The sequence below is a fragment of the Mycobacterium sp. NPDC049093 genome (assembly GCF_040704635.1).
Classification (GTDB): domain Bacteria; phylum Actinomycetota; class Actinomycetes; order Mycobacteriales; family Mycobacteriaceae; genus Mycobacterium.
The window spans coordinates 287,138-311,925 of the sequence record NZ_JBEZJS010000004.1; the positions used below are offsets into that span (position 1 = coordinate 287,138).

The window sequence follows — 24,788 nt, forward strand, 5'->3', positions numbered from 1 at the left end:
GCCCTTCCCGCGGAGTCGAGAATTTATCACCGGGCGATTATGCCATCGAGCATCCGCCAACTTCCATGGCAACTGGTTCAATGAAAACATGCCCGAGGGAGATACCGTCTTCCACACCGCCACGGCGCTGCGCACTGCTCTGGCGGGAAAAATGTTGACGCGCTGCGACATTCGGGTTCCGCGCTATGCCACCGTCGACCTGACCGGGCACATGGTCGACGAGGTGATCAGCCGAGGCAAGCACCTGTTCATCCGAGTTGGTCCGGCCAGCATCCACTCCCACCTGAAGATGGAGGGCAGTTGGCGTATCGGCTGGCCCAAAGGCGCGGCGCATCGCATCCGCATCGTGCTGGAGACTGCCGACAGCCGGGCCACCGGGATCGATCTCGGCGTTCTCGAAGTACTCGACCGCGACACCGATATGGCCGCGGTGGAGCATCTGGGGCCGGACCTGCTCGGCCCCGACTGGGAGCCGCGCACCGCTGTGGCCAATTTGGTTTCTGATCCCGATCGAGCCCTGGCGCCGGCCCTGCTCGATCAACGGGTGATGGCAGGGGTGGGCAACGTCTACTGCAACGAGCTGTGTTTTATCTTCGGACGTCTGCCCACCTCGCCGGTGAGCTCGCTGGCCGATCCCCTACGCGTCGTGCAACGTGCTCGGGACATGCTGTGGCTCAACCGGTCCCGCTGGAACCGCACCACCACCGGGGATACCCGGCCAGGACGTCAGCTCTGGGTGTACGGCCGCGCCGGTGAACCATGCCGACGCTGCGGGACACTGATCGAGACCGATGCCGGCGGTGAGCGGGTGACCTACTGGTGTCCGACCTGTCAAACGTAAGGCCGTTGCATCGACGTCCTGAGACATAACGCCTGTGCGTGTCCGGGGGTCGGCGTATTATCGAACACATGTTCGAAGGCGATTCCGATGTGGCACTGATCGACGCGATGTCCGCGTCGGCCCGTGCGGAATCAGCGGCCATTGCGGGGCGGCTGGCCGCGATCGGGGCGTTGGACCGCCTGCGGGAACACGAGTTGGCCGAATCGATCTTTTGGACCACCGATCCGTTCGAAGAAGTGTCCGCCGAAGTGTCGGCGGCGTTGCGGATCAGTCGTGGCCGCGCCGGTACTCAGGTGCATCACGCCCGGGTGCTGCGCGACAAACTCCCGTTGGTGGCGGCCCGGTTCGCCGTTGGGGACATCGACTACCGGGTGGTGCGGATGATCATCGCCCGCACCGGCATCGTGGATCCCGCAGTGTGGACGGGGTTGGATGAGGAACTCGCCGGCCGGGCGCATAAATGGATGCGGTTCTCCGAACGACAGCTACGCGACCGGGTGGATCAATGGATCGCCAAACTCGACCCCAACGGGGTACGAGTCCCACCCCCTATCGACGACGGGCGGTTCGTTCAGGTCGAACCAAGCACCCCGGGCATGGCCTCGGTATGGGCCAACCTCCACGCCGCCGACGGGGTCGCCTTCAGTCAACGCCTTGACGCGGTCGCCGACACCGTCTGCAAACACGACCCCCGCACCCGCGAACAGCGCCGCGCCGATGCCGTGGGACCGGTCGCCCGACTCGAATCCCAACTGCCGTGCCTGTGCGGACTCGACGACTGCCCCGCCAAACAAAAACGCGCCGCCGCGGATGCAGCGATCGTGCACGTGCTGGCCGACCAGGCCACCGTGGACGGTCGCTCGGATGATCCGGGGTATCTGGCCGGCCATGGCATCCTGCCCGCCGAATCGGTCCGCGACCTGGCCGCCACCGCCAAGGTCAAACCCGTACGCATACCCACCGGGCGCCCGGCTGAGCCCACGGAGCCTGGCGAGCCGAAGGAACCCGGTGAGGCCGCCGACACGGCTGAGCCTGGCGAGCTCAGCGATCCGGCCGAGCCGGAACGCCCTGAGCCCGCTGCTGCCGGCGAGCCGCAGTACCGCCCCTCGGTCGCACTGTCAGAGTTCATCCACTGGCGCGACCTGACGTGCCGATTCCCGGGCTGTGATGCCCCCGTCGAACGCTGCGATATCGACCACACCGCACCCTGGCCTACCGGGCCGACACATCCCTCGAACACCAAACTATTTTGCCGCGCACACCATTTAGTGAAAACGTTCTGCCCCGGCTGGAGCGACCGTCAACGACCCGACGGCACCATCGAGATCACCACCCCCACCGGACACACCCACGTGACCGAACCCCACGGCGCCGGCATGTTCCCCACCCTGGGCCAACCCACCGGGGACCTCAACCTCCCCGAACCGCAAGCACCACCCAACTTCAATCGCGCGGCGAAAATGCCCAAACGCAGCCGCACCCGCGAACAAGACCGACAAGACCGCATCGCCGACGAACGACGCCTACGCGCCGAACTCAACAACGACCTCGACGTCGAACGCCAATACCAAGCCTGGCTCGCCGAAGAATACGGACCACCACCACCCTTCTGAGACAGGGCGATCATGGGCTGCTATGCAGGTAGCGCCTGAGTGACCTCCTGCGCCACCCGAGTACCTGATTCGATGGCGCCCTCGATATAGCCGGCATGGTCGCTCGCGGTTTCGGTTCCCGCCCAATGGATGTGGCCAACAGGCTCGAAGGGCCACGGAAGTAGCCCGTCCAGGGTGCCCGCGATGGGCAGTGCCATATAGCCGCCGCCGACGTATTCATCGGTCTGCCAAGACTTCTCATGCCAGCTGACCGGCTCAAGCACCTCTGGCCCGATGTGACCGATCAAGGGTTCCAGCACGGCCCTGCGACGCTCATCGGCGCTGAGACCATCGAGCTGACGGGCCGCGGGCCCCCCGACGAGCACACATAGATGCCCCGGACCGTCCGGCGGGCTGGTGTCGAACACGCCGCTACCCGGGCCGTCGAGGACGATGAGCTCACCACCCTTGCGCTGCCTCCAGAACGGCCGGTGGTACACCGCAATGGCCTTGTAGACCGATCCCATATACGTGTCATCCGCAAGCCGCGCCCGCTCTGGCGGCAGCGGCGGTTGGTGGGTGATAGACCGCGCCATTGGCGCCGGTACAGTGACGATCACCTTGGCGGCCCGCACCGCGCCCGCGGTGGACTCGACTGTCACGCCAGATTCGTCGCGGCTGATCTTTACGACCTTATGCCCCAGGCGGATCCGGGAACCGAGCTCGGCAGCAAAACCGTCGGCCAGCCCCCGCATACCCTCGACGATCAGGGAATCCTGCGCGCCTCCCTTGGTCGACAACATGGTGAGCACGCCGCCTTGCTGGCGGATCATTCGCGCCATCGCATACACCGAGTGTCGGTCCAGATCGGCAGTCCACGACACCGCCGCAATCACTTCCAGCAGCCGGCGTGCAGTGCGGCCCGGCACCCGGCGCAGCCATGAGTCCACAGTCTTGTCGTTCCACCGCTGCGGAACTCCGGTGCGGGACAACACCTCTACACCGGCCAGCGCCAATACCGCCGTGAGCACAGCCGGCGATGCTGCCGACAACCGACGTGAGCGGTCGACGAGGCCGGGCATCGGACGCGTGTGCATCTGATACCTGGTGAGGCCGAACTCGTCGACCAGCGACGAGAGCCGGTGGTGCCCGTGGCCGATCCACTGACCACCGAGGTCGACCGTCGACCCCAGCGCGGTGGTCTCGCTCATCGTTCGGCCGCCGAGTCGGTCCGAAGCTTCCAATACGAGCACGTCGATTCCGCGACGGTGCAGCTCGCGGGCTGCCATCAGCCCCGATACTCCCGCGCCGACCACGACCACCGTGGTCTGTTCCGTTGCGTCTTCTTGCGCCGTCATCACGACCCGTCATTTCTAAGTCGGTCAACCGTCCGACTTTTATAGCACGAGAGGACCCGAGGGCGACAGCCCGGCGCCGTCCTCAAGCCACTAGGCCGCAGGCTGCGGGTCCGCGAGCGTCACCAGCATCTGGATCGCGTGGTCGAGGTCGCGGCGCGCGCGCCCGCGGTCCCGGCTCGCCACGTACTGGATGATCAGCCCGTCGAGCATCGCGAGCCCGAGGCGGCCCAGCGTGGCGAAGTCCACGGCGCAGCACTCCCCGGCGGCGTTGGCGGACTGCTCACAGAACTCGGTGACCAGCGCGGTGTACCGGTCGTACTGCAGCCGCGCCAGCCCCTCCGAGCCCTCGCTGCGCACGGAGTACATCGCCAGTTCGTACTGCATGACCTGCACCCCGACGTCACCTTCGACCAGGGCCTCCCAGAACGTCGTGACACCGTGGCTCAGGGCGTGCGCCAGACCTTGGTCGAGTTCCAGGCTGCCGTGCACGGTGGCGACGACATCGTCGATGACGGCGACAATGACGGCGCGCAGCATCTGATCCTTGGACGGAAACACGTAGTGCAAGGTGCCGAGCGGGATGCCCGCCTCCGCCGCGACTGCGCGCAGGGTCGTTCCCGGCACGCCGACGTCACTGAGGACGCGGATCGCCGCCGCGACGATCTGCTCCTGACGCTCGGCTGCCTTGACGTAGGCCATCGGAACCTCTCCCCTCAACTGAGCGACAGCTTAGGGTGAAACATGGCCAACGTCGTCGTCCGCGCTACGTCACCGGACGACCTTGATGCGATCAGCGCGATCTATGCCCATCACGTCGAGACCGGGGTCGCCACGTTCGAACTGATCCCACCGCATCGCGAAGAGTGGGAGAGTCGGCTGGCGACCGCGCGTGAACGTGAATTGCCGTTCCTCACCGCCACACTCGACGACGAGATCGTCGGCTATGCCTACTGCTCGCCGTGGAAGCTGCGCCCGGCGTATCGGCACACCGTGGAGAACTCGATCTACCTGGCACCACAAACCGCCGGCCGCGGCATCGGAACCCTACTGCTGCAAGGACTTCTGAGCGGCTGCACTGCGGCAGGCATCCGTGAGGTCATCGCCGTGGTGGTCGACACCGACGAGGCGGCGGCATCTCTTGCCCTGCACCGCAAGCACGGTTTCGCTGAGGCGGGCCGACTGCGCGCGGTCGGATACAAGCACGGACGATGGCTGGACACGGTGCTGCTTCAGTGCAGCCTGTCGATCAGCAGTTGACGAGTTCGGGCTCGCAGATCGGCTGCGATGCAGGCTCCTTGGCAACCGACTCCTCGACCGGGACTTCCTTGGGCGCAGCATCCTTGGGCGTGCCGCCCCAGGGGAACGCCAGTCGCACGATCTTGCGCACGACGGAGGCGAACTGCTTGTGGATCGGGCCAGTGTTGTAGGGCAGGCCGTAGCGCTGGCAGATCTCCTTCACCTCGCCTGAGATCTCGGCGTAGCGATGCGCCGGGATGTCCGGGAACAGGTGGTGTTCGATCTGGAAGGACAGGTTGCCGCTGAAGATGTGGAACCACTTGCCGCCGGTCAGGTTTGCCGAGCCGAGCAACTGGCGGAAGTACCACTGTCCACGGGTCTCGTTCTCGGTCTCCTCGATGGTGAACTCGTGGGTCCCCTCCGGGAAGTGCCCGCAGAAGATGATCGTGTAGGACCACACGTTGCGCATCAGGTTGGCGGTCATGTTGCCCGCGAACACAAATGGCGCGAACGGCCCTGCCAGCAGCGGGAAGGCCACGTAGTCCTTCACGGTCTGCTTGCGCACCTTCGCCCACATCTCGCGCAACATGTCCTTCTTGTCCCGCAGGCGGATCTCACCGGTGCGGATGCGCTCGGTCTCGAGCTCGTGCAGCGCGACACCATACTGGAAGAACACCATCAGCAGGAAGGCGTACAGCGGATTTCCCAGGTAGTACGGGCTCCACTTCTGGTCTTCGCTCATCCGCAGGACGCCGTAACCGATGTCGCGGTCCATGTCGACGATGTTGGTGTAGGTGTGGTGCATGTAGTTGTGCGAGTGCCGCCATTGATTGGACGGGCACGCCGAATCCCACTCGAAGTTCTGGCCGCGCAACGCCGGATCGCCCATCCAGTCGTACTGGCCGTGCATGACGTTGTGGCCGATCTCCATGTTGTCGAGGATCTTCGACAATCCGAGCATCACCGTGCCGATCGGCCACGCCGGCGGCAGGAACAGCAAGGCACGGCCACCGACCTCAAGCTTGCGTTGCATCTTGATGATGTCGCGGATGTAGGTGGCGTCGCGCTCACCGAGGTCGGCGAGCGCGCGTTCACGGATGGAGTCGAGTTCGGCGCCGAAGGTCTCGAACTGCTCGGGGGTCAGGGTGTAGTGAGTCATGGTGTGTCCTTTCTTCGAAAAGGGCTGAAAGTAGGTGTCTAGAGGTCGATCTGGACGTCGCCGCAGGGGGCGGTCACACAGATTTCGATGTTTTCGTCAGGGTCCGTCGAGACCGCGCCGGTGATCAGGTTTTTCACCGGGCCGCTGATCTTCTTGCGGGTGCAGGTGTGGCAGATGCCCATCCGGCAACCGCTCGTCGGATTCAGTCCGGCGGCCTCGGCCTGCTCCAGGATCGAGCGGCCGTCGTCGACGACTGCGACGACGCTTTCGGTGAAGGCGACGGTTCCGCCGGACACCTCGGTCGGCGCGGCGATCACCGGCGGCACAAAGCTCTCCGAACGGGCTTCGGGCAGCAGGCCCTTGACCGCGGAGACCAGAGCCGGTGGGCCGCAGACGAACACCGCGTCGGGGTTCGGCATCGCGGCGGCCAGGTGGTCCGGACCGAAGTGTCCGGTCAGGTCGCCCTGGTTCGAACGGGTGTAGCTGTGCAGCACCGTGACGCCCGGGGTCGCCGCCAGTTCGGTGGCGTACGCAGCCTCTTCGGGGTTACGGGAGTAGTGGATGAAGGCAACCTCGCCGTCGAAGTTCTCCTCGCGCAGGGTGCGCAGCATGGAGAGCACCGGCGTGATGCCGCTGCCGCCGGAGACCAGCAGGATGCGGCGGGGGCGCTGTTCCGGAATGACAAAGTCGCCGCCGACCGAGTCGAGGCCGAGGACCATGCCCGGCGCTGCGTTGCGGTACAGGTACTGCGAGACCAGTCCGTCGTCGTGCAGGCCGATGGTCAACTCGATGACGGGGCTGCCTTCGGCGTTGGCCGGCGAGTAGCACCGGGTGCGGCGGCGGCCGTCGATCTCCACGGTCAGGTTGATGTGCTGGCCGGCCTTGAAACCCCGCCAGGCGTCGTTGGGCTGCAGGGTCAAGGTGACGCTGCGGGGAGTCTGCTTACGGACGGCGACCACCTTGGCGCGGGCGTCATTGACGGTCCAGGTGCGGTCATAAACCTCGGTGTACCGGTCCACGCCGTGCGGGCCGGTGAGGATCCCAACCAGGGCGGAGCGCCGGATTCGGCGGCTCAAAGTTTCGGTGAACATGTGTACACAATGAAGCCGTCGAGCCGTTCACGTCAAGGGTTAAGCCGCAGGTTGTTGTGCGGATCACGTGGTGAACAAATGTGCCGACATGTCATACACAATCGTTCTGATCAGGCGTTCGATGTCCCTGTGCTAGCTTTTTTCGGTGAACAGTCGTAGCCCCAGTTCACGAGACCGGCGGTCAAGCCGCTCGTCAAGCTCCCGGTCCAAGGACAAAACCAAGGACAACCTGTCTCGCGAGGAGCGCAAGGAAGCCACCCGCCGCGCGATCATCACGGCCGCCCTGAAGTTGCTCGAAGAGGACAGTTTCAGCGCGCTCAGCCTGCGTGAGGTCACCCGGGAGGCCGGAATCGTGCCTGCCGCCTTCTACCGGCACTTCGAAACCATGGACGCGCTCGGCCTGGTGCTGATCGACGAGTCCTTCCGCGCCCTCCGGGAGATGCTCCGCGGCGGTCGCGCCGGCCAGCTCGACCCCAAGCGCATCATCGAGTCCTCGGTCGACATCCTGTTCAACAGCGTCGCCGAACGGCCCGAGCACTGGCGCTTCATCAGCCGGGAACGCAACACCGGGGTCACTGTCGTGCGCTATGCGATCCGCACGGAGATCCGGTTGATCACCTCCGAGCTGGCCATCGACCTGGCCCGGCTACCCGGCCTGACCACATGGAGCAGCGAGGATCTCAATATCCTGTCCGGGCTGTTCGTCAATTCGATGATGGTCACGGCGGAATCCATCGAGGACGCCAACGACGCGAAGGCGCTCGCAGACATCAAGCAGACCGCACGCAAGCAGCTCCGCATGATCGTGGTCGGCGTCGCGGGCTGGAATAGCCGCTGACGTCACCGCCCGAACCGTGGCAATGGGAAAATGCCACATGGCCATCAAGATTGACGCCCTCGATGCCGCACTGCTGTCGGCATTGGCGACCGACCCACGCACGCCGATTCTTGAGCTGGCGTCGCGACTGAAGGTCGCCCGCAACACGGTGCAGGCGCGCATGAAGCGGCTCGAGGAATCCGGTCTGGTCCGCGGATTCCCACCGAACATCGACCTGGCGGAACTCGGGTACGCGGTGCACGCCTTCGTCGGTATCGAAACCGACCAGAACAAGATGAACGCCATCATCGACGCGCTGCGCGCAGTCCCCCACGTGCTGGAGGTGCACGCAACGACCGGCCGGGCCGATCTCCTGGTCCGCATTGCCGCCCAGACCCAAGAGGAGCTACTGCGGCTCATCCAGGAAGTGCATCGGATCGACGGCGTCAAGCATTCGGAAACCATGCTCGCGATGGCGACTCCGGTCGAATACCGGTCGCTGCCCCTCGTACAGCATCTGACTCAGCACTCAACAAAATGATGCGTGGATCACAGTGCTCCACGTCACAATTGAGCAATCTGATCAACATTTTCGCCAACTATTGACGCGGATCACCCTCCACGGCAGATTTCGCTGCACCGATTGCTAGTAGTTCTCGCTTCGCAGCTCACGATCTGAGTTGTGGAAAGTGTGGAGGTTATCCGTGACCAGCGTGCTGTCCCGATCCGAACTCACCGCGACGGAACCCGTCGCGCCGTACGACCTCGACGACCGGTATCGAGTGGGGGCCGGACCGGTATTGCTCACCGGGGTGCAGGCGATCGCGCGAATGATGGTCGAGCAGCATGTCCGTGACCTCCGCGCCGGTCGCCGCGTGGCAACCTTCGTCTCCGGCTACCAGGGCAGCCCACTGGGCGGCGTGGACAAGATGCTGCTGGGTATGCCCAACGTGCTGGCCGAGCACGACGTCGTCTTCACTCCAGGGTTCAACGAGGAACTCGCGGCCACCTCCGTCTGGGGCAGCCAGACCGACCTCCCGGCAGGCAAGGCAACCCACGACGGCGTCGTCGGCATCTGGTACGGCAAGGGCCCCGGCGTCGACCGCGCCACCGATGCGCTGCGGCACGCCAACATGTACGGCGTCAACCCGCGCGGTGGTGTGCTGCTGCTCGTCGGCGATGACCCGGCATCGAAGTCGTCGACGGTGCCTGCGGTCAGCGAGCGGTCCCTGGCCGCACTGGGTATCCCGGTGCTGTTCCCGCGCAACGCCGAGGAGATCATCACGATGGGCATGCAGGGTGTCGCGCTGTCGCGGGCTTCTGGCTGCGTCGTGGCGATGAAGATCGTGGCCGATGTCGCCGACGGCGCGTGGACGGTCGACGCCGAAGTGTCCGATCTCGCCATCAAGGTGCCCGAAATCCAATGGGATGGACAGCCATTCACCTACCGCCAGCGCCCGATGGCCTCCCCGGCGGACAGCCTGCTCGCCGAGGCCGACCTGTACGGGCCGCGCTGGGCGACCGTGCGTGCCTTCGGTACGGCGAACGACCTCGACGTCGTCGAGGTAGCCCCGATGCGCGCCAAGGTCGGCATCGCCGCCACCGGCACGACATTCGACGCGGTGCGTCAGGCGCTGCTCGACCTCGGCGTCGACGACGCGGCGTTGCACAGGGCGGGAATCCGCCTGCTGCGCATCGGGATGCCATACCCGGTCGGGCAGCAGTCGGTCAGGGAGTTCGCCCGTGGCCTCGAGCAGGTGATCGTCGTCGAGGACAAGACCGCGTTCATCGAGACACAGGTCCGCGAAATCCTCTACGGCACCGCCGATACGCCGCAGATCATCGGGAAGTCCGACGCTGCCGGCGCGCCGCTGTTCCCGCTCGGTGGCGAGCTGACCGCCGGTCGTCTGCTGGCGCCGCTGCGCCGCGTGCTGCGCGACCATGTCGAGGTGAAGCGCATGCCGCCACCCTCCCTGTCACTGGAAGTGTTGTCCGCCAAGCGAACCGCATACTTCTGCAGCGGCTGCCCGCACAACCGCTCCACCGCGATCCCCGAGGGCTCGATCGGTGGTGGCGGCATCGGCTGCCACACGCTCGTCACCATGTCGGGCCGCAGAGACAGTGCCGTGGTCGGCCTGACGCAGATGGGTGGCGAAGGGAGCCAGTGGATCGGGCAGGCGCCGTTCACCGATGTGCCGCACCTGTTCCAGAATGTGGGCGACGGCACCTTCTTCCACTCCGGTCAGCTTGCAGTGCAGGCCTGCATCGCGGCCGGGGTGAACATCACCTACAAACTGCTCTACAACGAGGTCGTCGCCATGACCGGCGCGCAGGACGTCGAGGGTGGGCTGGGTGTTGCCGAACTCACCCACAAGCTCACCACCGAAGGCGTCCGGCAGATCATCGTCTGCGCCGACGAACCCAAGCGGCACAACAGGAAAGCCCTCGCCAAGGGCACGCTGCTCTGGCACCGCGACCGGCTCGATGAAGCACAGAAAGTCTTGCGCGAGATCCCGGGCGTCACCGTCCTCATCTACGACCAGCACTGTGCCTCCGACGCTCGCCGCCAACGCAAGCGCGGCACCCTGCCCACCCGCAACACCCGTGTGGTGATCAACGAAGCGGTCTGCGAGGGCTGCGGCGACTGCGGCACCAAGTCGAACTGCCTGTCCGTGCAACCCGTCGATACCGAATTCGGACGCAAAACCCGTATCGACCAGACCTCGTGCAACACCGACTACAGCTGCCTCGACGGTGACTGCCCGTCGTTTGTCACGGTGGAGCTGACGCCGGACACCAAGGGCCGCAAGACAGCCCGACGGAAGAGCGCCGAGCCGCCGCGTGTCGCGGACCCGGGCTTCGGCATCCCTACCGGCACCCAGAATGTCCTACTGGCAGGCATCGGCGGCACCGGGATCGTCACGGTCAACCAGGTTCTGGCCACCGCCGCGCTGCGCGCCGGCTACCAGGTCGAAAGCCTCGACCAGATCGGGCTCAGCCAGAAGGCCGGACCGGTCGTATCCCACCTGAGGTTCTCGACCACCGCGCTGGAGCCCGCCAACCGGCTCACCCCGGGCGGCGCCGACTGCATCGTCGCGATCGACCTGCTGACGGCGACCGACAGCCGCAACCTCGCCTACGGCAGTCCGGAGCGCACGGTCGCCGTCGCGTCGACGAGCCAGACCCCTACCGGCGACATGGTGTACGACAAGTCGGTTGCCTACCCCGAGACCCAGTCGCTGCTGGACCGGCTCGCGGTGGCCACCCGGGCACTCACCCATTTCGACGCGCTCGCCGCGGCCGAGGCATTGTTCGGCAATACCGCCGCGGCCAACTTCCTGGTCATCGGCGCCGCATTCCAGAACGGCGGGTTGCGCCTCCCCGAGGCGAGCATCGAAGAGGCCATCGGCATCAACGGCGTCGCGGTCGCCGCCAACGTCGCGGCATTCCGCTGGGGCCGGTTCGCGGTCGCCGATCCGGCTGCGTTCGCCGCCGCGGTGGATGCAGCGCGGCCGAAAAGCGCGCCCGCTGTTGCGAGCCCGGAACTGTTGACCGGAACCACCTTCGACGGCGAGGTCCGGCGCCTGGTCGAACTGCGTGCGGCTGAGTTGGTTCGCTACCAGAGCGCGAGAATCGCCCGCCGCTACGTCGATGCGGTGCAGTCAGTCTGGCAGTCGGAGCGTGCTGTCACCGACAAGACGGCATTCAGCGAGGCCGTCGCGCGGGGACTGCACAAGTTCACTGCCTACAAGGACGAGTACGAAGTGGCGCGCCTGTTGGTCGATCCGGCCTTCCTGGCCGACGTGCAGGCGCAGGTGCCCAACGGTGAGAATCTGACCTATCGGCTGCATCCGCCCGCTCTGCGTGCGATGGGCCGCTCGAAGAAGGTCGGGTTCGGGCCGAGATCGCATGTGGCACTGAAGCTGCTCGCCAAGGCCAAGGTGTTGCGCGGCACCAAGCTGGATCCGTTCGGCTACGCCCATGTCCGGAAAGTGGAGCGGCAGTTGCTGTCCCATTACACCGACATGGTGCTCAGGCTCGCCGCCGCATTGAGCACGGACAACTACGACACCGCCGTCGAGGCGGCCGGACTGCCCGACCTGGTCCGAGGCTACGAGGACGTCAAGCTCGGCAACGTCGAGCTGTACCGGGCGCGCCTGCGCGACCTCGGCATCACCGCCTGACCATCCACGATAGAAAGAGAAAAGGAATCACCAGTGACAGTCATGCCCACCACCCTCGGGGTCTTCGGTCGCTCCCGCGAACTGAGCGCCAGAAGTCACGAGCAGGTCGTGTTCTGCGAGGACGAGAAGTCCGGACTGAAGGCGATCATCGCCATCCACTCGACCACCCTTGGCCCGGCGCTCGGCGGCTGCCGGATGTACCCGTATGCCGACGAATTCGAGGCCCTCGAGGACGTGCTGCGGTTGTCCTGGGGGATGACCTACAAGGCCGCGGCGGCCGGGGTGAACCTGGGCGGGGGGAAGTCTGTCATCATCGGCGACCCGACCAGCGACAAGAGCGAAGAGCTGTTCGCCGCGTTCGCCCGGTTCGTCGACAACCTCGGCGGACGGTACGTCACCGCGGGTGACGTCGGCACCAACACGGACGACCTGGACGTCATCGGCAAGTACACCACGTACGTCACCGGTCGCAGCACCGCAGCGGGCGGTTCCGGCGACAGCGCGCGGCTGACGGCACTCGGCGTGTTCAACGCCATGCGCGCCGGAGCCGAATCCGTCTGGGGTACGGCATCGTTGGCCGGCCGTACGGTGGGTGTCGAAGGCGTCGGCAAGGTAGGGCGCGAACTGATCGCCCTGCTGCTCGCCGACGGCGCAGAGGTATGCGCGACCGATGTGAACGACGCTGCACTGCAGCGAATCTCGATTTATCATCCATCGGTTCGTCTGCTGAGCTCGGTGGCAGACGCACCCGTCGATGTCTACGCGCCGTGCGCCCTGGGGGCTACCCTGACGCCTGCGAGCGCGGAAACCATCGAGGCGAAGCTGATCTGCGGCGCGGCCAACAACCAGCTGGCCGATCCCGGTGTCGAGCATCTGCTTCGCCGGCGCGCGATCACCTGGGTGCCTGACTTCGTCGCCAATGCAGGCGGCCTCATGCAGGTCGCCGGCGAATTGCAGGGTGTTGACCGCGCCACGGTGGAAGCCGACGTGACCCGCATCTTCGACCGATCCCGCGAAATCATCTCCGCGGCACGGGAATCGGGCGTCAGCATCGGTGCGGCAGCGAACCGGTTCGCCGAACGACGCCTCGACGGCGCGATCTGATGTCGGCCGGCGGCGGATGGTTCCGTACCAAGTCGATAGAGCAGTCGATCCGGGACACCGACGAACCTGACTCGAAGCTGCGCAAGGATCTGACGGCAAGAGATCTCACCGTCTTCGGCGTCGCGGTCGTCATCGGTGCCGGCATCTTCACCTTGACTGCTCAGACGGCGGGCACCATGGCGGGACCGTCCGTATCGCTGGCCTTCATTCTCGCGGCGATCACCTGCGGGCTCACTGCACTCTGCTACGCGGAATTCGCCTCCACGGTCCCCGTGGCGGGCAGCGCGTACACCTTCTCCTACGCCACCTTCGGCGAGTTGGTCGCCTGGATCATCGGCTGGGACCTGATATTGGAGTTCGCGCTCGCGGTATCCGTTGTCGCCAAAGGCTGGTCGCAATACCTGGGTGAAATCCTCGGCGGATCGATGTCGCCGGTCGCGCATTTCGGGTCGGTCAAGTTCGACTGGGGTGCGGTGGTGATCATCGCCATCGTCGGGTTCCTGTTGGCGACCGGGACCAAACTGTCCTCACGGGTGTCCGCCGTCGCGGTGGCGATCAAACTCGCGGTGATCGTCCTGATCCTCGTGGTCGGCGCAGGCTACTTCAAAGCATCGAACCTCACGCCCTTCATCCCGCCGGCTCAGCCATCGGCCAGAGCGGACGGCGTGCACCAGTCGATGCTCGGGTGGCTCACCGGGACCGGCGGCTCGAGCTTCGGCTGGCTGGGCCTACTGACTGCAGCCAGCATCGCCTTCTTCGCCTTCATCGGCTTCGACGTGGTCGCCACCGCCGCGGAGGAGACCCGCAATCCGCAGCGCGACGTACCGCGCGGCATCTTCGGAGCGCTTGCCATCGTCACGGTGTGCTACGTTTCCGTCTCATTCGTCCTCACCGGCATGGTGCCGTACACCCAGCTCCAAGGCGACAATGCCACCCTGGCAACGGCATTCGCCCTGCACGGTGACACCTGGGCGAAGAACATCATTTCCATCGGAGCGTTGGCCGGCCTGTCGACCGTCGTCATGGTGATGTTCCTCGGCCAGACCCGGGTCCTGTTCGCGATGTCCCGCGACGGACTGCTCCCCCGCCGCCTCGCGCACACCAGCAGGCAGGGCACCCCGGTACGCCTGACGGTCATCGTGGGAACGGCGTGCGCGCTGCTCGCGGCGTTCGTCGACTTCGGCACTCTCGCGGGAATGGTCAACATCGGCACCCTGTTCGCGTTCATCCTCGTTGCGATCGGCGTCCCGGTCCTGCGCCGGACCCGGCCCGATCTGAAGCGCGGCTTCCGTGTTCCGTTCGTTCCGGTGATACCGATTCTGGCCGCACTCTCCTGCCTGTGGCTGATGTTCAACCTCGAGTTGGAGACCTGGCTGCGCTTCGCGATCTGGATGGCGATCGGCGTGGTGCTGTACTTCGCCTACGGACGCTCCCATTCGATGCTGGCGCGGCGGCAGGAGCGCCGCGACGTCGCCGACCTTGTTGAAGTGTCAGTCTGAACCAGGTGCGGCGGATAGGGTCCCGCTCATGTCCCTTGCAGAGCCACTCGACCTCACCTACCCGCGCCCTGACATCGCCGTCGTCACCCTCAATCGGCCCGAGAAACTGAACGCGCTGTCGTACGAACTGGTCGAGGCCCTGCACGCCACCCTCGACGAGATCGCGGGCAACAACGAGTGCCGCGTCGTGGTCCTCACCGGCGCCGGTCGCGGCTTCTGCTCAGGGCTGGATCTGAGCAATCCCAACCCGCCCGAGGCGGGTGGCGGCACCGAGTTTCCCCGCTCGGGCATGCGCTGGCAGGAACGCATCGCCAACCTGACGGTCAAGCTGCACCGGCTGCGCCAGCCCGTCATCGCCGCGGTCAACGGCGCGGCCTACGGCGGCGGCTTCGCGCTGGCCGCGGCGAGCGACATCCGCATCGCCGGCCCGGCGGCGAAGTTCTGCACACAGTTCATCAAGCTGGGCATCGGCGGCTGCGACATCGGGGTGAGCTACACCCTGCCGAGGATCATCGGCGCGGGCCCGGCGTTCGATCTGATCCTGACCGCGCGGGCGGTCGACGCGACCGAGGCGCTGCGACTCGGCCTGGTCACCCGCATCGTCGACGACACCGCGGAGTTGGTCGACGCTGCCCTGGAGATTGCCGAAACCCTCTGCGGATATGGCAAATTCGGCCTGGAATCCACCAAACAGGTGCTCTGGGCCAATCTCGACGCCGGCTGCCTGGAGACCGCGCTGCACGTGGAGAACCGCAGCCAGATCCTGTCCGTCGGCACGGGCAGTCTGAGCGGGACAGCTCAGTTCACCAAGCGTGAGTGAGCATCACAACTTGCGCCCGTTGATCGGCACGAGCCACAGGAATCCGATCGCGAGCAGCCAAGCCAGCATGACGGTAGCGAAGATGAACCCTGCGATCCGAAAGCGCCGAGGCGAGGTGAAAGGCAGCGTCATCACGACCATGAGCGCCACGATCCCGAGTCCGCGCACAAACGATTTGGTCGCGATGAACGAGGCCACCAGTACGGCCACCACAGCGAACGGGATGGCCCACCGGTAGTACTCGCGCGGCATGCCGAACGGCAACATCGCTCCGTCGGCCGGCAGCACCAGATCGGGCCGATAATGCGCCAGCCACCGCCCGATCTGCCCGGTGGGCCAATCCTTCTCGAACTCATGCGGGTAGATCGCTTCTACATCCTGCGCGCAGATGGCCCAGGCATTGAAGACGACTCGAAAGGAGTTGCTCATATTGACCATGGCGATGCCGGTGATGTCGCGCCACTCGAGCTGCACTGTCTTCCCGCGACGTTCGAACGTGATGCCGGCCGGCGACATCGTCAAGGTCTGACGGGCGCGACTGCGCCACACCCGGGTACTGTCTGCGCCCTGCAACACGACCGGCACGGTGAAGTCGTCGTGCACCGGCACAGTCATCGCGCTGTCCCGCCCCCGTCGACGATGACCACCTGACCGGTCATGTAGCTGCCGGCATCCGAACACATCAGCAAGGCCGCGCCGACCATCTCGTCCGGGGTGGCCAGCCGCTTCATCAGCGTCCCGCCCTTCATCAGATCGATAGCCTCCTGCGGGTTGTTGCGCATCATGTCGGTGTCGACCGGTCCCGGCGCCAAGGCGTTCACCCGGATGCCCAGCGGGGCGAACTCGGCCGCCATCGACCGGGTGACCGACATCAGCGCGGCCTTGCCCGAGGCATAGATCGACAGTTCGGGGGCGAAATTGAACGCCCCGACCGACACCATGTTCAGCACCGCGGCCTTGGGGCTGGCCTTCAGATGCGGCAAGGCGTGCTGCACCAGGAACACCGGCCCGCGCAGGTTCACCTCATAGGACTTGGCCCAGGCCTCCGGTGTCATCTGTCCCAGCGGCTGCGCGAGCGCGTTGGCGGCGTTGTTGACCACCACGTCGACCCCACCGAACTCGGCGACCGTACGCTCGACCAGCGCGCCGAGGTCGTCGATGTTGCCGCTGTGGGTCGGCACCCCGATCGCCTGTCCCCCGAGCTCGCGCAGGTGCTCGGCCGCCCGTTCGCAGGCATCGGCCTTGCGGCTGGCAACCACCACGCGGGCGCCGGCCAGCGTGAAGCCCTCGGCGAGGGCCAATCCGATGCCACGGGTGCCGCCGGTGACGATCACGGTGCGGTCGGTCATGTCGAACAGATGCTCAAAGGTCTCACGGTTCACCCCGTCAGTAGACCATCACCACGGTCCGGTCGTGCAAGGCTTCAGCCCAATGTCCTGGCACTCACGAATTCGCGGTCCTCACCGGTGATCGGGTCGGTGAACTCGAGGCGCTGGGCCAACAGTTGCAGTGGATGTTCGAAATCATCCGGTGCGACGTCGATCACGTTGGGGTACAAGGAATCCCCGATGATCGGCAACCCGATCGAGTTCAAGTGCACCCGCAGCTGATGCGTCTGCCCGGTACGGGGCGACAGGCGGTACAGCCCGCTTTCCAGTTCCTCGACATAGGTCTCGGCGTTGGGCGCCCCGGGTTCCTCGAAGGCCTGTAACCGGCCGCGGTGCTTGATGATCCGGCTGCGCAAGGTGATGGGCAACGAGACGGTGGCGGTGCCTGCGGCCCGGGCCAGGTACGTCTTGCGGGTCTTACCCTCGGCGAACAGCCGCTGATAGCTTCCCCGCACCTCGGGACGCACGGTGAACAGCAGCACCCCGGCGGTCAGGCGGTCCAGCCGGTGCGCAGGGCTCAGCTCCGGCAGGTCGAGCTTCCGACGCAACCGCACCAGCGCCGTCTGTGCGACGTGCCCACCGCGTGGCATCGTGGCCAGGAAGTGTGGTTTGTCGACGACGACAATGTCGTCGTCGCGGTAGAGCACCGGGATGTCGAACGGCACCTCCACCTCATCTGCCAAGTCGCGGTAGAAGTAGACGTGGGCACCTGCGGGCAGTGTCGTGGTGGCGTCGACGACTGTGCCGTCGGGCAGAACCACTTCCCCGGCAAGCACTTTCGCGCCGATACCGAACCGCGTCTGCAGCTCGTCGTACACATTCGCCAGGGAATCCCCGGTCGCTGCGCTCCTGCCCGCCGGACCAAGCAACCGCAACCGCGCCGGCCCGATACCGTCACGCGCCGGCAGCGGCGGGGGGCGCTTTCTCAATTGAGCGGCACGGGTTCGAGGATCTCGGCGCGGGCCTCGGGCGCAGCCTGGCGCAGTGCATCGGCGGACTCGTCGTCGGGCTGGGTCTGCGACAGCACCTCGGCCTCCACCCGGGCGACATACGTGGCAACCTCGCGGTCGACGTCCTCGGCGGACCATCCCAGTACGGGCGCAACCACTTCGGCGACCTCACGGGCGCAATCGACTCCGCGGTGCGGATATTCGATGGCGACCCGCATCCGGCGGGCCAGGATGTCCTCCAGGTGCAGAGCGCCTTCGGCCGCAGCGGCGTAGTAGGCCTCGACCTTCAAGTAGACCGGCGCAGCGGTGATGGGTGCCAGCAGTTCAGGCCGGCCCTCCGCCATCTTGAGCACCTCGCTGATCAGCGAGCCGTACCGGTCGAGCAGATGCCGGACGCGATAAGGATGCAGTCCGTATTGCTTGCCGACGTATTCGGTCTGATTGATCAGGGCGAAGTACCCGTCGGCACCCATCAGCGGGACCTTCTCGGTGATCGAGGGCGCCACCCGGGCTGGAATGAACTCTGCGGCAGCGTCGATCGCGTCGGCTGCCATCACCCGGTAGGTGGTGTACTTCCCGCCCGCGATCGCCACGAGTCCCGGCGAAGGCACCGCGACGGCGTGCTCACGCGAGAGCTTGGAGGTCTCCTCGCTCTCACCGGCCAGCAGCGGACGCAACCCGGCGTAGACGCCGTCGATGTCGTCGTGGGTCAACGGGGTTGCCAGCACGGTGTTGACATGGCCGAGGATGTAATCGATGTCGGCCTTGGTCGCGGCGGGGTGCGCGAGATCGAGATTCCAGTCCGTGTCCGTGGTTCCGATGATCCAGTGCGTACCCCACGGAATCACGAACAGCACCGACTTCTCGGTGCGCAGGATGATCGCCACCTCGCTGACGATCCGGTCCCGCGGAACCACGATGTGCACCCCCTTGGAGGCACGCACCCGGAACCGGCCGCGTTCCTTGGACAACGCCTGGATCTCGTCCGTCCACACCCCGGTGGCGTTGACCACCACGTGGCCCCGCACTTCCGTGATGGCGCCGTCCTCGGAATCGCGCAGCGTGACACCCACCACGCGATCTCCCTCACGCAGCAACGCCACCACCTGGCTCGACGAGCGCACGACCGCGCCGTAGTGGGCCGCGGTGCGGGCCACCGTCATGGTGTGCCGGGCGTCGTCGACCACGGTGTCGTAGTAGCGGATACCGCCGATCAGGGAACTACGCTTCAGCCCAGGGGCCAGGCGCAGCGCTCCGGACTTGGTCAAATGCTTTTGTGCCGGAACGGATTTCGCGCCGCCCAGCTGGTCGTACAGGAAGATGCCCGCCGCGATATAGGGCCGCTCCCACCAACGGTTGGTCAGCGGGAACAGGAACGGCAACGGCTTGACCAGGTGCGGCGCCAACGTGGTCAGCGAGAGTTCACGCTCGTACAGGGCCTCGCGCACCAGGCCGAATTCGAGCTGCTCGAGATAACGCAGCCCGCCGTGGAACATCTTGGAGCTGCGACTGGAGGTGCCGGAAGCGAAATCGCGAGCCTCGACGAGGGCCACGGTGAGTCCGCGGGTCGCAGCGTCCAACGCCGCCCCGGCGCCCACCACACCGCCGCCGATGACCACTACATCGAATTGTTCACTGCCGAGTCGTTGCCAGGCTTGCGCCCTGTGCTGCGGTCCGAGGAAGGTTTGCCCGTCGCCCGGTGCTGAGATCGGGTCAGTCACGAAACCCAGGCTACGTGGGTGACGTGGGATCTGCCCGATTCTGCCCGTCCTCGGCCAGTCCAATTCGTCTGCGCCGCCTCTTTTGAGCGGTAGGTTCCCTAGCGTGTCGATTCAACCCCCGGGCTTGCCGGGACAGCCATACCCGCCCGGTGGTGTCGGGCCGACGGGATACGGATACGGACCGCCGCCTGGTTACTTTCCCGGCCCGCCGCAACGGAAGGCGGCGCCGAAGAAGCTCTGGTACGGCGTCGGCGCGGCACTGTTCATCGTCGGGGTGCTGGTCGCGGTATTCGGGGGCGTGGGGATGATCAGTAGTTTTTCCGACGCGGCACCTGATGCCGAACACACCTTCGGAAGCGGCGAGACGACGACGGTGCACTTCGACGCCGGCGAGACCAGGGTGATCTTCGCGGCAGAGCCTGATGAGAATCACCATGTGCGGTGCAACGTGAGCACGGGAACCGGTTCCGACGATGACATCGAGATGGTCAACTACGACGGCACCCTCACGATCAACCAGTGGCAGGCCCTGTTCACCGTGACCGTGAAAAACGCGTCTGACTACGCCGTCACATGCAAAGGTGCTGCCTCAGACCAGTTCGGGGTAGGCGGTGACGCCAAACCCGGCTCGCTCGTCGGCGGTATCTTCGCCATCTTCGGCGGCGGCATCCTGTGTGTCGCCGGGATCCTGACGCTGATCATCACGGCGCTGTTGCGACGACGCCGCCGGGCGTGACACCGGCCGCTAGTCCAGGTCGTCGTGCTTCATCAACTGACGCGCGGCCTCGGTGATCGAACCGGACAACGACGGGTACACCGAGAAGGTCTGGGCCAACTCGGCGACCGGAATGCCGTTCTGAACCGCCAGGGCGATCGGCAGGATCAGCTCGGAGGCGATCGGCGCCACCACCACACCGCCGATCACCACCCCGGTTGCCGGGCGGCAGAAGATCTTCACGAAGCCGCGGCGCAGGCTGGACATCTTGGCCCGGGCGTTCGTGTTGAGCGGCAGGGTCAGGGTGCGGGCCGGTACCGACCCGTCGTCGATCGCAGCCTGTGGCACCCCGACCGCAGCGATCTCGGGGCGGGTGAACACCGCCGCGGCGACGGTGCGCAACCGGATCGGAGCCACGGCCTCGCCGAGGGCGTGATACATCGCGATGCGTCCCTGCATGGCCGCCACCGAGGCCAGCGGCAGCAGTCCGGTGCAGTCCCCCGCCGCGTAGATACCGGACACCGAGGTCCGCGACACGCGGTCGACCTTGAGGTAATTGCCCGACCCGAGCTCGATGCCGACGCGCTCCAGACCGAGACCACTCGTGTTGGGGACCGAGCCGACCGTCATCAGGGCATGGCTGCCGTCGACGGTGCGCCCGTCGGCCATCGTGACGCGCACGCCACTCTCGCTGCGGGTGACCGACTGGGCTCGGGCGTTCTTGATCAGCGTGACACCGCGTTCGGAGAACACTTCCTCCAGCACGGCGGCGGCGTCGGAATCTTCGTGCGGCAGGATCTGATCCCGGCTGGCCACGACCGTCACGGTCACGCCGAGTTCGGTGTAGGCGTTGACGAACTCGGCGCCGGTGACACCCGACCCCACCACCACGAGATGCTCCGGCAGCGATTCGAGGTCATAGAGCTGGCGCCAGTTGAGGATGCGTTCGCCGTCGGGAACGGCGTTGGGCAGTACCCGCGGACTGGCACCGGTGGCGATCAGCACCACGTCGGCGGGCAGCTGGCTGACCGCGCCATCGGGGCCGGTGACCTTGACGCGGTGCTGGGCCATGCCAGGGACGTCGTCGATCAGCTCGCCGCGGCCGGCGATCAGCTCGATTCCCTGGCTGCGCAGCCGCTCGGCGATGTCGTCGGACTGAGCCGTCGCCAGGTTCTTGACCCGCTCGTTGATCTGCGGCAGCGAGATCTTGGACTGTTCGAAGTCCAGCGAATATCCAAGATTGGGAGCGCGCCGCAGTTCGGTGCGCACACCCGTGGACGCGATGAAGGTCTTGGACGGCACGCAGTCCCACAGCACGCAGGCACCGCCGATGCCGTCGGAGTCGATGACCGTCACATGCGCGACCTCAGGGCCGCGGGCAGCGGCGACAAGTGCCGCCTCATATCCGGCGGGTCCGCCGCCGATGATCACGATGCGGGTAGCCACCGCACCAACCTAACGAACTTTGCGCACTAAGCTGTCTTACCGTGCCGCTTTACGCCGCCTACGGGTCCAATATGCATCCGGAGCAAATGCTCGAGCGGGCTCCACACTCCCCGATGGCCGGAACCGGATGGCTGCATGGCTGGCGGTTGACGTTCGGCGGTGAGGACATCGGCTGGGAAGGCGCGCTGGCGACCGTCGTCGAGGACCCGCTGTCGAAGGTTTTCGTCGTGCTCTACGACATGACGCCGGCCGACGAGCAGTCGCTCGACCGGTGGGAGGGGTCCGAGCTCGGGTTCCACAAGAAGATCCGCTGCCGGGTACACCGCTTGTCGTCGGACACCACCACCGACCCGGTACTGGCCTGGCTCTATGTCGTCGACGCGTGGGAGGGCGGCCTGCCCTCGGCCCGCTATCTCGGCGTGATGGCCGATGCCGCGGAGATCGCCGGCGCGCCGGACGAGTACGTGCACGATCTGCGTACCCGTCCCGCCCGCAATATCGGGCCGTAGCTGGTTCCGCTCAGGCAGAGGCCTCGACGATGTTGACCATCGTCCGGACACCGACGCCCAACGCACGTTCGTCGATGTCGAACGTCGGCTGATGTAGATCGAGTTGCGGCCCTTGTCCGCTCCAGACGCCGAGCCGCCCCATGGCACCGGGCACGTCTTCGAGGTACCAGGAGAAATCCTCGCCGCCGCCGGACTGATGAGTGTCGGCGAGTACGTCGGGGCCGATGGCCTCGATGGCGTGCGTGAGGATGCGGGTGGACACCTCTTCGTTGACCACCGGGGGCACGCCGCGCCGGTAGTTGAGGCTGTGCGAGATGTTCAGCGGCGCGAGCAGCGACGTAACCGTCTCTTCCACAATCGATTCCAGCGTCAGCCAGGTATCGCGACTTGCCGTGCGGATGGTCCCGGCCAAGGTGCCGATCTGCGGGATGGCATTGGCGGCCACACCGGCGTTGACCGCGCCCCACACCATCACGGTGTCATGGCGGGGGTCGATGCGACGGGACAGCACGCCGGGCAATCCGGTGATCAACGTTCCCAGCCCGTAGACCAGGTCACCGGTCAGGTGCGGCCGGGAAGTGTGCCCGCCGGGCGAGTGCAGGGTGATCTCGATGGAATCGGCGGCCGATGTGATCGGTCCGGGCTTGGTGGCGACCTGGCCGACCATCAGCCGAGGATCGCAGTGCAGCGCGAAGATCCGGCTCACCCCGGTCAGTACACCCGCGTTGATCGCGTCGATCGCGCCGCCGGGCATCAGCTCTTCGGCCGCCTGGAAGAGCAACCGGACCCCGACCGGGAGCTCCGGCACCGACGCCAACGCCATCGCGGCGCCGAGCAGTACCGCGGTGTGTGCGTCGTGCCCGCAGGCGTGCGCGACGTTGGGCACCGTGGAGGCGTAGGACGCGCCCGTGCGGTCGGCCATCGGCAGGGCGTCCATGTCAGCGCGCAGCGCGATCCGCGGGCGGTCCTCCGGCCCGAAGTCACACGTCAGTCCGGTGCCGCCGGGCAGCACCTTGGGGTTGAGCCCGGCCTCGGCCAAGTGGTGGGCCACGAACTCGGTGGTCGCGAACTCCTGGCGACCCAACTCCGGATGGGCGTGCAGGTGCCGCCGCCACGACACCATCTCGTCGTAGTTGGCCGACAACCAGCGGGCAGCCGCGTGCTGCAGCACACTCATGACGCCTGCCTCCTATACAGCGCCTCCAGCACCCGGTCCCGCTGCGCAGGCGTCTCGGCCAGCTGAACGACGCTGCGGGCCAACATGATTGCCCCTTCCAGCACAGCCTTGTCCGCACTCGGGCCTGCCGCGGCAGCGGTGAACGCCGGTTGGTGGATCGCGGCGCCGCCCGAGTCGATACCGATCACCGGATGGATGCCGGGCATCACCTGACTGATGTTGCCCATATCGGTACTGCCCAGTGGCACACTCGCCTCCACGTTCTCCGGCAACGGGTTACGGCCCAGACGCAGCATTTCGGCGCGGATGGTCTCCGAGAGCCACGGATCGGGCACCAGTTCGGCGTAGGCCGGGCCGATCTCGGTGACCAGATGCTCGCAGCCCGTCGCCAGCGCCCCGGCCGAAAAACAGCCGGCCATCCGGTCTTCCAGCTCGCGCAGGGCCGCCATGTCGGTGGCCCGCATCGTGTATCGCATTTCGGCCCGACCGGGAATGACGTTGGTGGCCTGCCCGCCGTGCGTGACGATCCCGTGCACCATCTGGCCCGGCATGAGCTGCTGGCGCAGCAGCCCGATCGCGACCTGCGCGACGGTGACCGCGTCACCGGCGTTCACACCCAGATAAGGCGCCACGGCGGCATGCGATTCCCGGCCGGTGTAGTTCACCGTCACCTCGGAGAGCGCCAGCGAGCGCGCCGCGGCGATGTCCACGGGCCCGGGATGCAGCATGACCGTCGCGGCGATGTCGTCGAACACACCGGCATTGAGCAGCAAGACTTTTCCGCCACCGAGTTCCTCGGCCGGGGTGCCGATCAACACGACGGTCAGGCCGAGCTCGTCGGCGACATCGGCGAGAGCCAGTGCGGTGCCGACCGCCGAGGCCGCGATGATGTTGTGTCCGCAGGCATGCCCGATCTCGGGAAGGGCGTCGTACTCCGCGCAGACGCCGACCACCAGCGGGCCGCTGCCGTAGGAGGCCCGGAACGCGGTGTCCAGCCCTCCGGCCGCCGCGGTGATCTCGAAGCCGTACTCGGCCACCAGCGCCTGGGTCTTGGCGCAGCTGCGGTGCTCGGCGAACGCCAACTCCGGCTCGGCATGTATCGAGTGGGAAAGTTCGACGAGGTCGCCACGACGCCGGTTGATGGCGTCTTCGACGCTCAGCGAGGCGGTGGCGGAGGGCAT

General features: G+C 66.3%; 22 protein-coding genes. 11 read left to right on the forward strand and 11 right to left on the reverse strand.

Annotated features, from left to right (window positions below):
- The first annotated feature begins 88 nt into the window (after positions 1-88).
- Positions 89-841 (forward strand): endonuclease VIII Nei2, encoded by a 753-nt coding sequence (gene nei2 / locus AB0876_RS16970; protein WP_491838140.1) that lies wholly within the window; start codon positions 89-91, stop codon positions 839-841.
- 68 nt (positions 842-909) lie between these two features.
- Positions 910-2,454: an HNH endonuclease signature motif containing protein gene (locus AB0876_RS16975; RefSeq protein ID WP_526042435.1), complete on the forward strand. Its 1,545-nt coding sequence runs from the start codon at positions 910-912 to the stop codon at positions 2,452-2,454.
- 20 nt (positions 2,455-2,474) lie between these two features.
- Here AB0876_RS16975 and AB0876_RS16980 read toward each other — a convergent pair whose 3' ends face one another.
- Entirely contained in the window at positions 2,475-3,791 is a 1,317-nt protein-coding gene (locus tag AB0876_RS16980) for a flavin monoamine oxidase family protein (protein WP_526042436.1), read from the reverse strand.
- A gap of 90 nt (positions 3,792-3,881) precedes the next feature.
- Positions 3,882-4,490, reverse strand: coding sequence for a TetR/AcrR family transcriptional regulator (locus AB0876_RS16985; protein WP_491838137.1), 609 nt, complete (start codon positions 4,488-4,490; stop codon positions 3,882-3,884).
- A gap of 42 nt (positions 4,491-4,532) precedes the next feature.
- Here AB0876_RS16985 and AB0876_RS16990 point away from each other — a divergent pair, with 42 nt between their 5' ends.
- Positions 4,533-5,048, forward strand: coding sequence for a GNAT family N-acetyltransferase (locus AB0876_RS16990; protein WP_526042437.1), 516 nt, complete (start codon positions 4,533-4,535; stop codon positions 5,046-5,048).
- On the opposite strand, the gene AB0876_RS16995 is transcribed toward AB0876_RS16990, so the two are convergent.
- The gene (locus AB0876_RS16995; protein WP_526042438.1) at positions 5,038-6,186 is read right to left on the reverse strand and encodes a fatty acid desaturase family protein; all 1,149 of its coding nucleotides are present in this window, start codon (positions 6,184-6,186) and stop codon (positions 5,038-5,040) included. The two genes, AB0876_RS16990 and AB0876_RS16995, sit on opposite strands and share 11 nt — an antisense overlap.
- A 38-nt stretch (positions 6,187-6,224) precedes the next feature.
- Positions 6,225-7,277: a ferredoxin reductase gene (locus AB0876_RS17000; protein ID WP_526042439.1), complete on the reverse strand. Its 1,053-nt coding sequence runs from the start codon at positions 7,275-7,277 to the stop codon at positions 6,225-6,227.
- 145 nt (positions 7,278-7,422) lie between these two features.
- On the opposite strand from AB0876_RS17000, the gene AB0876_RS17005 reads away from it, so the two are divergent.
- From AB0876_RS17005 to AB0876_RS17030, 6 genes are all read left to right on the forward strand, one after another.
- Positions 7,423-8,115, forward strand: a complete 693-nt coding sequence (locus AB0876_RS17005; RefSeq protein ID WP_491838133.1) for a TetR family transcriptional regulator — start codon at positions 7,423-7,425, stop codon at positions 8,113-8,115.
- Positions 8,116-8,152: 37 nt separating this feature from the next.
- Entirely contained in the window at positions 8,153-8,635 is a 483-nt protein-coding gene (locus AB0876_RS17010) for an Lrp/AsnC family transcriptional regulator (protein WP_055111379.1), read from the forward strand.
- 163 nt (positions 8,636-8,798) lie between these two features.
- A complete protein-coding gene (locus AB0876_RS17015) occupies positions 8,799-12,278 on the forward strand; it encodes an indolepyruvate ferredoxin oxidoreductase family protein (RefSeq protein ID WP_526042440.1) in 3,480 nt (1,159 codons plus the stop codon).
- Between the two features lie 42 nt (positions 12,279-12,320).
- Positions 12,321-13,382, forward strand: coding sequence for a Glu/Leu/Phe/Val dehydrogenase dimerization domain-containing protein (locus AB0876_RS17020; RefSeq protein WP_526042763.1), 1,062 nt, complete (start codon positions 12,321-12,323; stop codon positions 13,380-13,382).
- Positions 13,382-14,881, forward strand: coding sequence for an amino acid permease (locus AB0876_RS17025; RefSeq protein WP_526042441.1), 1,500 nt, complete (start codon positions 13,382-13,384; stop codon positions 14,879-14,881). Before AB0876_RS17020 ends, AB0876_RS17025 begins: the two co-directional genes overlap by 1 nt.
- A gap of 28 nt (positions 14,882-14,909) precedes the next feature.
- Positions 14,910-15,701 (forward strand): enoyl-CoA hydratase/isomerase family protein, encoded by a 792-nt coding sequence (locus AB0876_RS17030; RefSeq protein ID WP_491838130.1) that lies wholly within the window; start codon positions 14,910-14,912, stop codon positions 15,699-15,701.
- A 3-nt stretch (positions 15,702-15,704) separates the two neighbouring features.
- On the opposite strand, the gene AB0876_RS17035 is transcribed toward AB0876_RS17030, so the two are convergent.
- The 4 genes from AB0876_RS17035 to AB0876_RS17050 are packed head-to-tail and all read right to left on the reverse strand — an operon-like array spanning position 15,705 to position 19,760.
- Positions 15,705-16,316, reverse strand: coding sequence for a hypothetical protein (locus tag AB0876_RS17035; protein ID WP_526042442.1), 612 nt, complete (start codon positions 16,314-16,316; stop codon positions 15,705-15,707).
- Positions 16,313-17,083: an SDR family NAD(P)-dependent oxidoreductase gene (locus AB0876_RS17040; RefSeq protein WP_526042443.1), complete on the reverse strand. Its 771-nt coding sequence runs from the start codon at positions 17,081-17,083 to the stop codon at positions 16,313-16,315. The genes AB0876_RS17035 and AB0876_RS17040 overlap by 4 nt, the downstream gene beginning before the upstream one ends.
- Before the next feature lie 41 nt (positions 17,084-17,124).
- Complete coding sequence (locus AB0876_RS17045; protein WP_526042444.1) at positions 17,125-18,018, reverse strand: pseudouridine synthase; 894 nt, start codon at positions 18,016-18,018, stop codon at positions 17,125-17,127.
- The gene (locus AB0876_RS17050) at positions 18,015-19,760 is read right to left on the reverse strand and encodes a glycerol-3-phosphate dehydrogenase/oxidase (protein ID WP_491838126.1); all 1,746 of its coding nucleotides are present in this window, start codon (positions 19,758-19,760) and stop codon (positions 18,015-18,017) included. The genes AB0876_RS17045 and AB0876_RS17050 overlap by 4 nt, the downstream gene beginning before the upstream one ends.
- 103 nt (positions 19,761-19,863) lie before the next feature.
- On the opposite strand from AB0876_RS17050, the gene AB0876_RS17055 reads away from it, so the two are divergent.
- Entirely contained in the window at positions 19,864-20,496 is a 633-nt protein-coding gene (locus tag AB0876_RS17055) for a hypothetical protein (protein ID WP_526042445.1), read from the forward strand.
- Positions 20,497-20,505: 9 nt separating this feature from the next.
- Here the strand turns inward: AB0876_RS17055 and AB0876_RS17060 are convergent, their stop codons facing one another.
- Complete coding sequence (locus tag AB0876_RS17060; protein WP_526042446.1) at positions 20,506-21,921, reverse strand: NAD(P)H-quinone dehydrogenase; 1,416 nt, start codon at positions 21,919-21,921, stop codon at positions 20,506-20,508.
- A gap of 41 nt (positions 21,922-21,962) precedes the next feature.
- Here AB0876_RS17060 and AB0876_RS17065 point away from each other — a divergent pair, with 41 nt between their 5' ends.
- Positions 21,963-22,430 (forward strand): gamma-glutamylcyclotransferase family protein, encoded by a 468-nt coding sequence (locus AB0876_RS17065; RefSeq protein ID WP_055109562.1) that lies wholly within the window; start codon positions 21,963-21,965, stop codon positions 22,428-22,430.
- A gap of 10 nt (positions 22,431-22,440) precedes the next feature.
- On the opposite strand, the gene AB0876_RS17070 is transcribed toward AB0876_RS17065, so the two are convergent.
- Both AB0876_RS17070 and AB0876_RS17075 read right to left on the reverse strand, forming a co-directional pair.
- Positions 22,441-23,607 carry a M20 family metallopeptidase gene (locus AB0876_RS17070; RefSeq protein WP_055109563.1) on the reverse strand — a complete coding sequence of 389 codons (1,167 nt, stop codon included), beginning with the start codon at positions 23,605-23,607 and terminating at the stop codon, positions 22,441-22,443.
- The gene (locus tag AB0876_RS17075; protein ID WP_526042447.1) at positions 23,604-24,788 is read right to left on the reverse strand and encodes a M20 family metallopeptidase; all 1,185 of its coding nucleotides are present in this window, start codon (positions 24,786-24,788) and stop codon (positions 23,604-23,606) included. The genes AB0876_RS17070 and AB0876_RS17075 overlap by 4 nt, the downstream gene beginning before the upstream one ends.

What these genes read in the sequence shown, in the direction of transcription:
- AB0876_RS17030 (WP_491838130.1), top strand. Translation starts at nt 14,910, where the DNA reads ATGTCCCTTGCAGAGCCACTCGACCTCACCTACCCGCGCCCTGACATC.
- AB0876_RS17070 (WP_055109563.1), bottom strand. Translation starts at nt 23,607, where the DNA reads ATGAGTGTGCTGCAGCACGCGGCTGCCCGCTGGTTGTCGGCCAACTAC.
- AB0876_RS17035 (WP_526042442.1), bottom strand. Translation starts at nt 16,316, where the DNA reads ATGACTGTGCCGGTGCACGACGACTTCACCGTGCCGGTCGTGTTGCAG.
- AB0876_RS16980 (WP_526042436.1), bottom strand. Translation starts at nt 3,791, where the DNA reads ATGACGGCGCAAGAAGACGCAACGGAACAGACCACGGTGGTCGTGGTC.
- AB0876_RS16985 (WP_491838137.1), bottom strand. Translation starts at nt 4,490, where the DNA reads ATGGCCTACGTCAAGGCAGCCGAGCGTCAGGAGCAGATCGTCGCGGCG.
- AB0876_RS17000 (WP_526042439.1), bottom strand. Translation starts at nt 7,277, where the DNA reads ATGTTCACCGAAACTTTGAGCCGCCGAATCCGGCGCTCCGCCCTGGTT.
- AB0876_RS17010 (WP_055111379.1), top strand. Translation starts at nt 8,153, where the DNA reads ATGGCCATCAAGATTGACGCCCTCGATGCCGCACTGCTGTCGGCATTG.
- AB0876_RS16995 (WP_526042438.1), bottom strand. Translation starts at nt 6,186, where the DNA reads ATGACTCACTACACCCTGACCCCCGAGCAGTTCGAGACCTTCGGCGCC.
- AB0876_RS17075 (WP_526042447.1), bottom strand. Translation starts at nt 24,788, where the DNA reads ATGCCCTCCGCCACCGCCTCGCTGAGCGTCGAAGACGCCATCAACCGG.
- AB0876_RS17020 (WP_526042763.1), top strand. Translation starts at nt 12,321, where the DNA reads ATGCCCACCACCCTCGGGGTCTTCGGTCGCTCCCGCGAACTGAGCGCC.
- AB0876_RS16975 (WP_526042435.1), top strand. Translation starts at nt 910, where the DNA reads ATGTTCGAAGGCGATTCCGATGTGGCACTGATCGACGCGATGTCCGCG.
- AB0876_RS16990 (WP_526042437.1), top strand. Translation starts at nt 4,533, where the DNA reads ATGGCCAACGTCGTCGTCCGCGCTACGTCACCGGACGACCTTGATGCG.
- AB0876_RS17025 (WP_526042441.1), top strand. Translation starts at nt 13,382, where the DNA reads ATGTCGGCCGGCGGCGGATGGTTCCGTACCAAGTCGATAGAGCAGTCG.
- nei2 (WP_491838140.1), top strand. Translation starts at nt 89, where the DNA reads ATGCCCGAGGGAGATACCGTCTTCCACACCGCCACGGCGCTGCGCACT.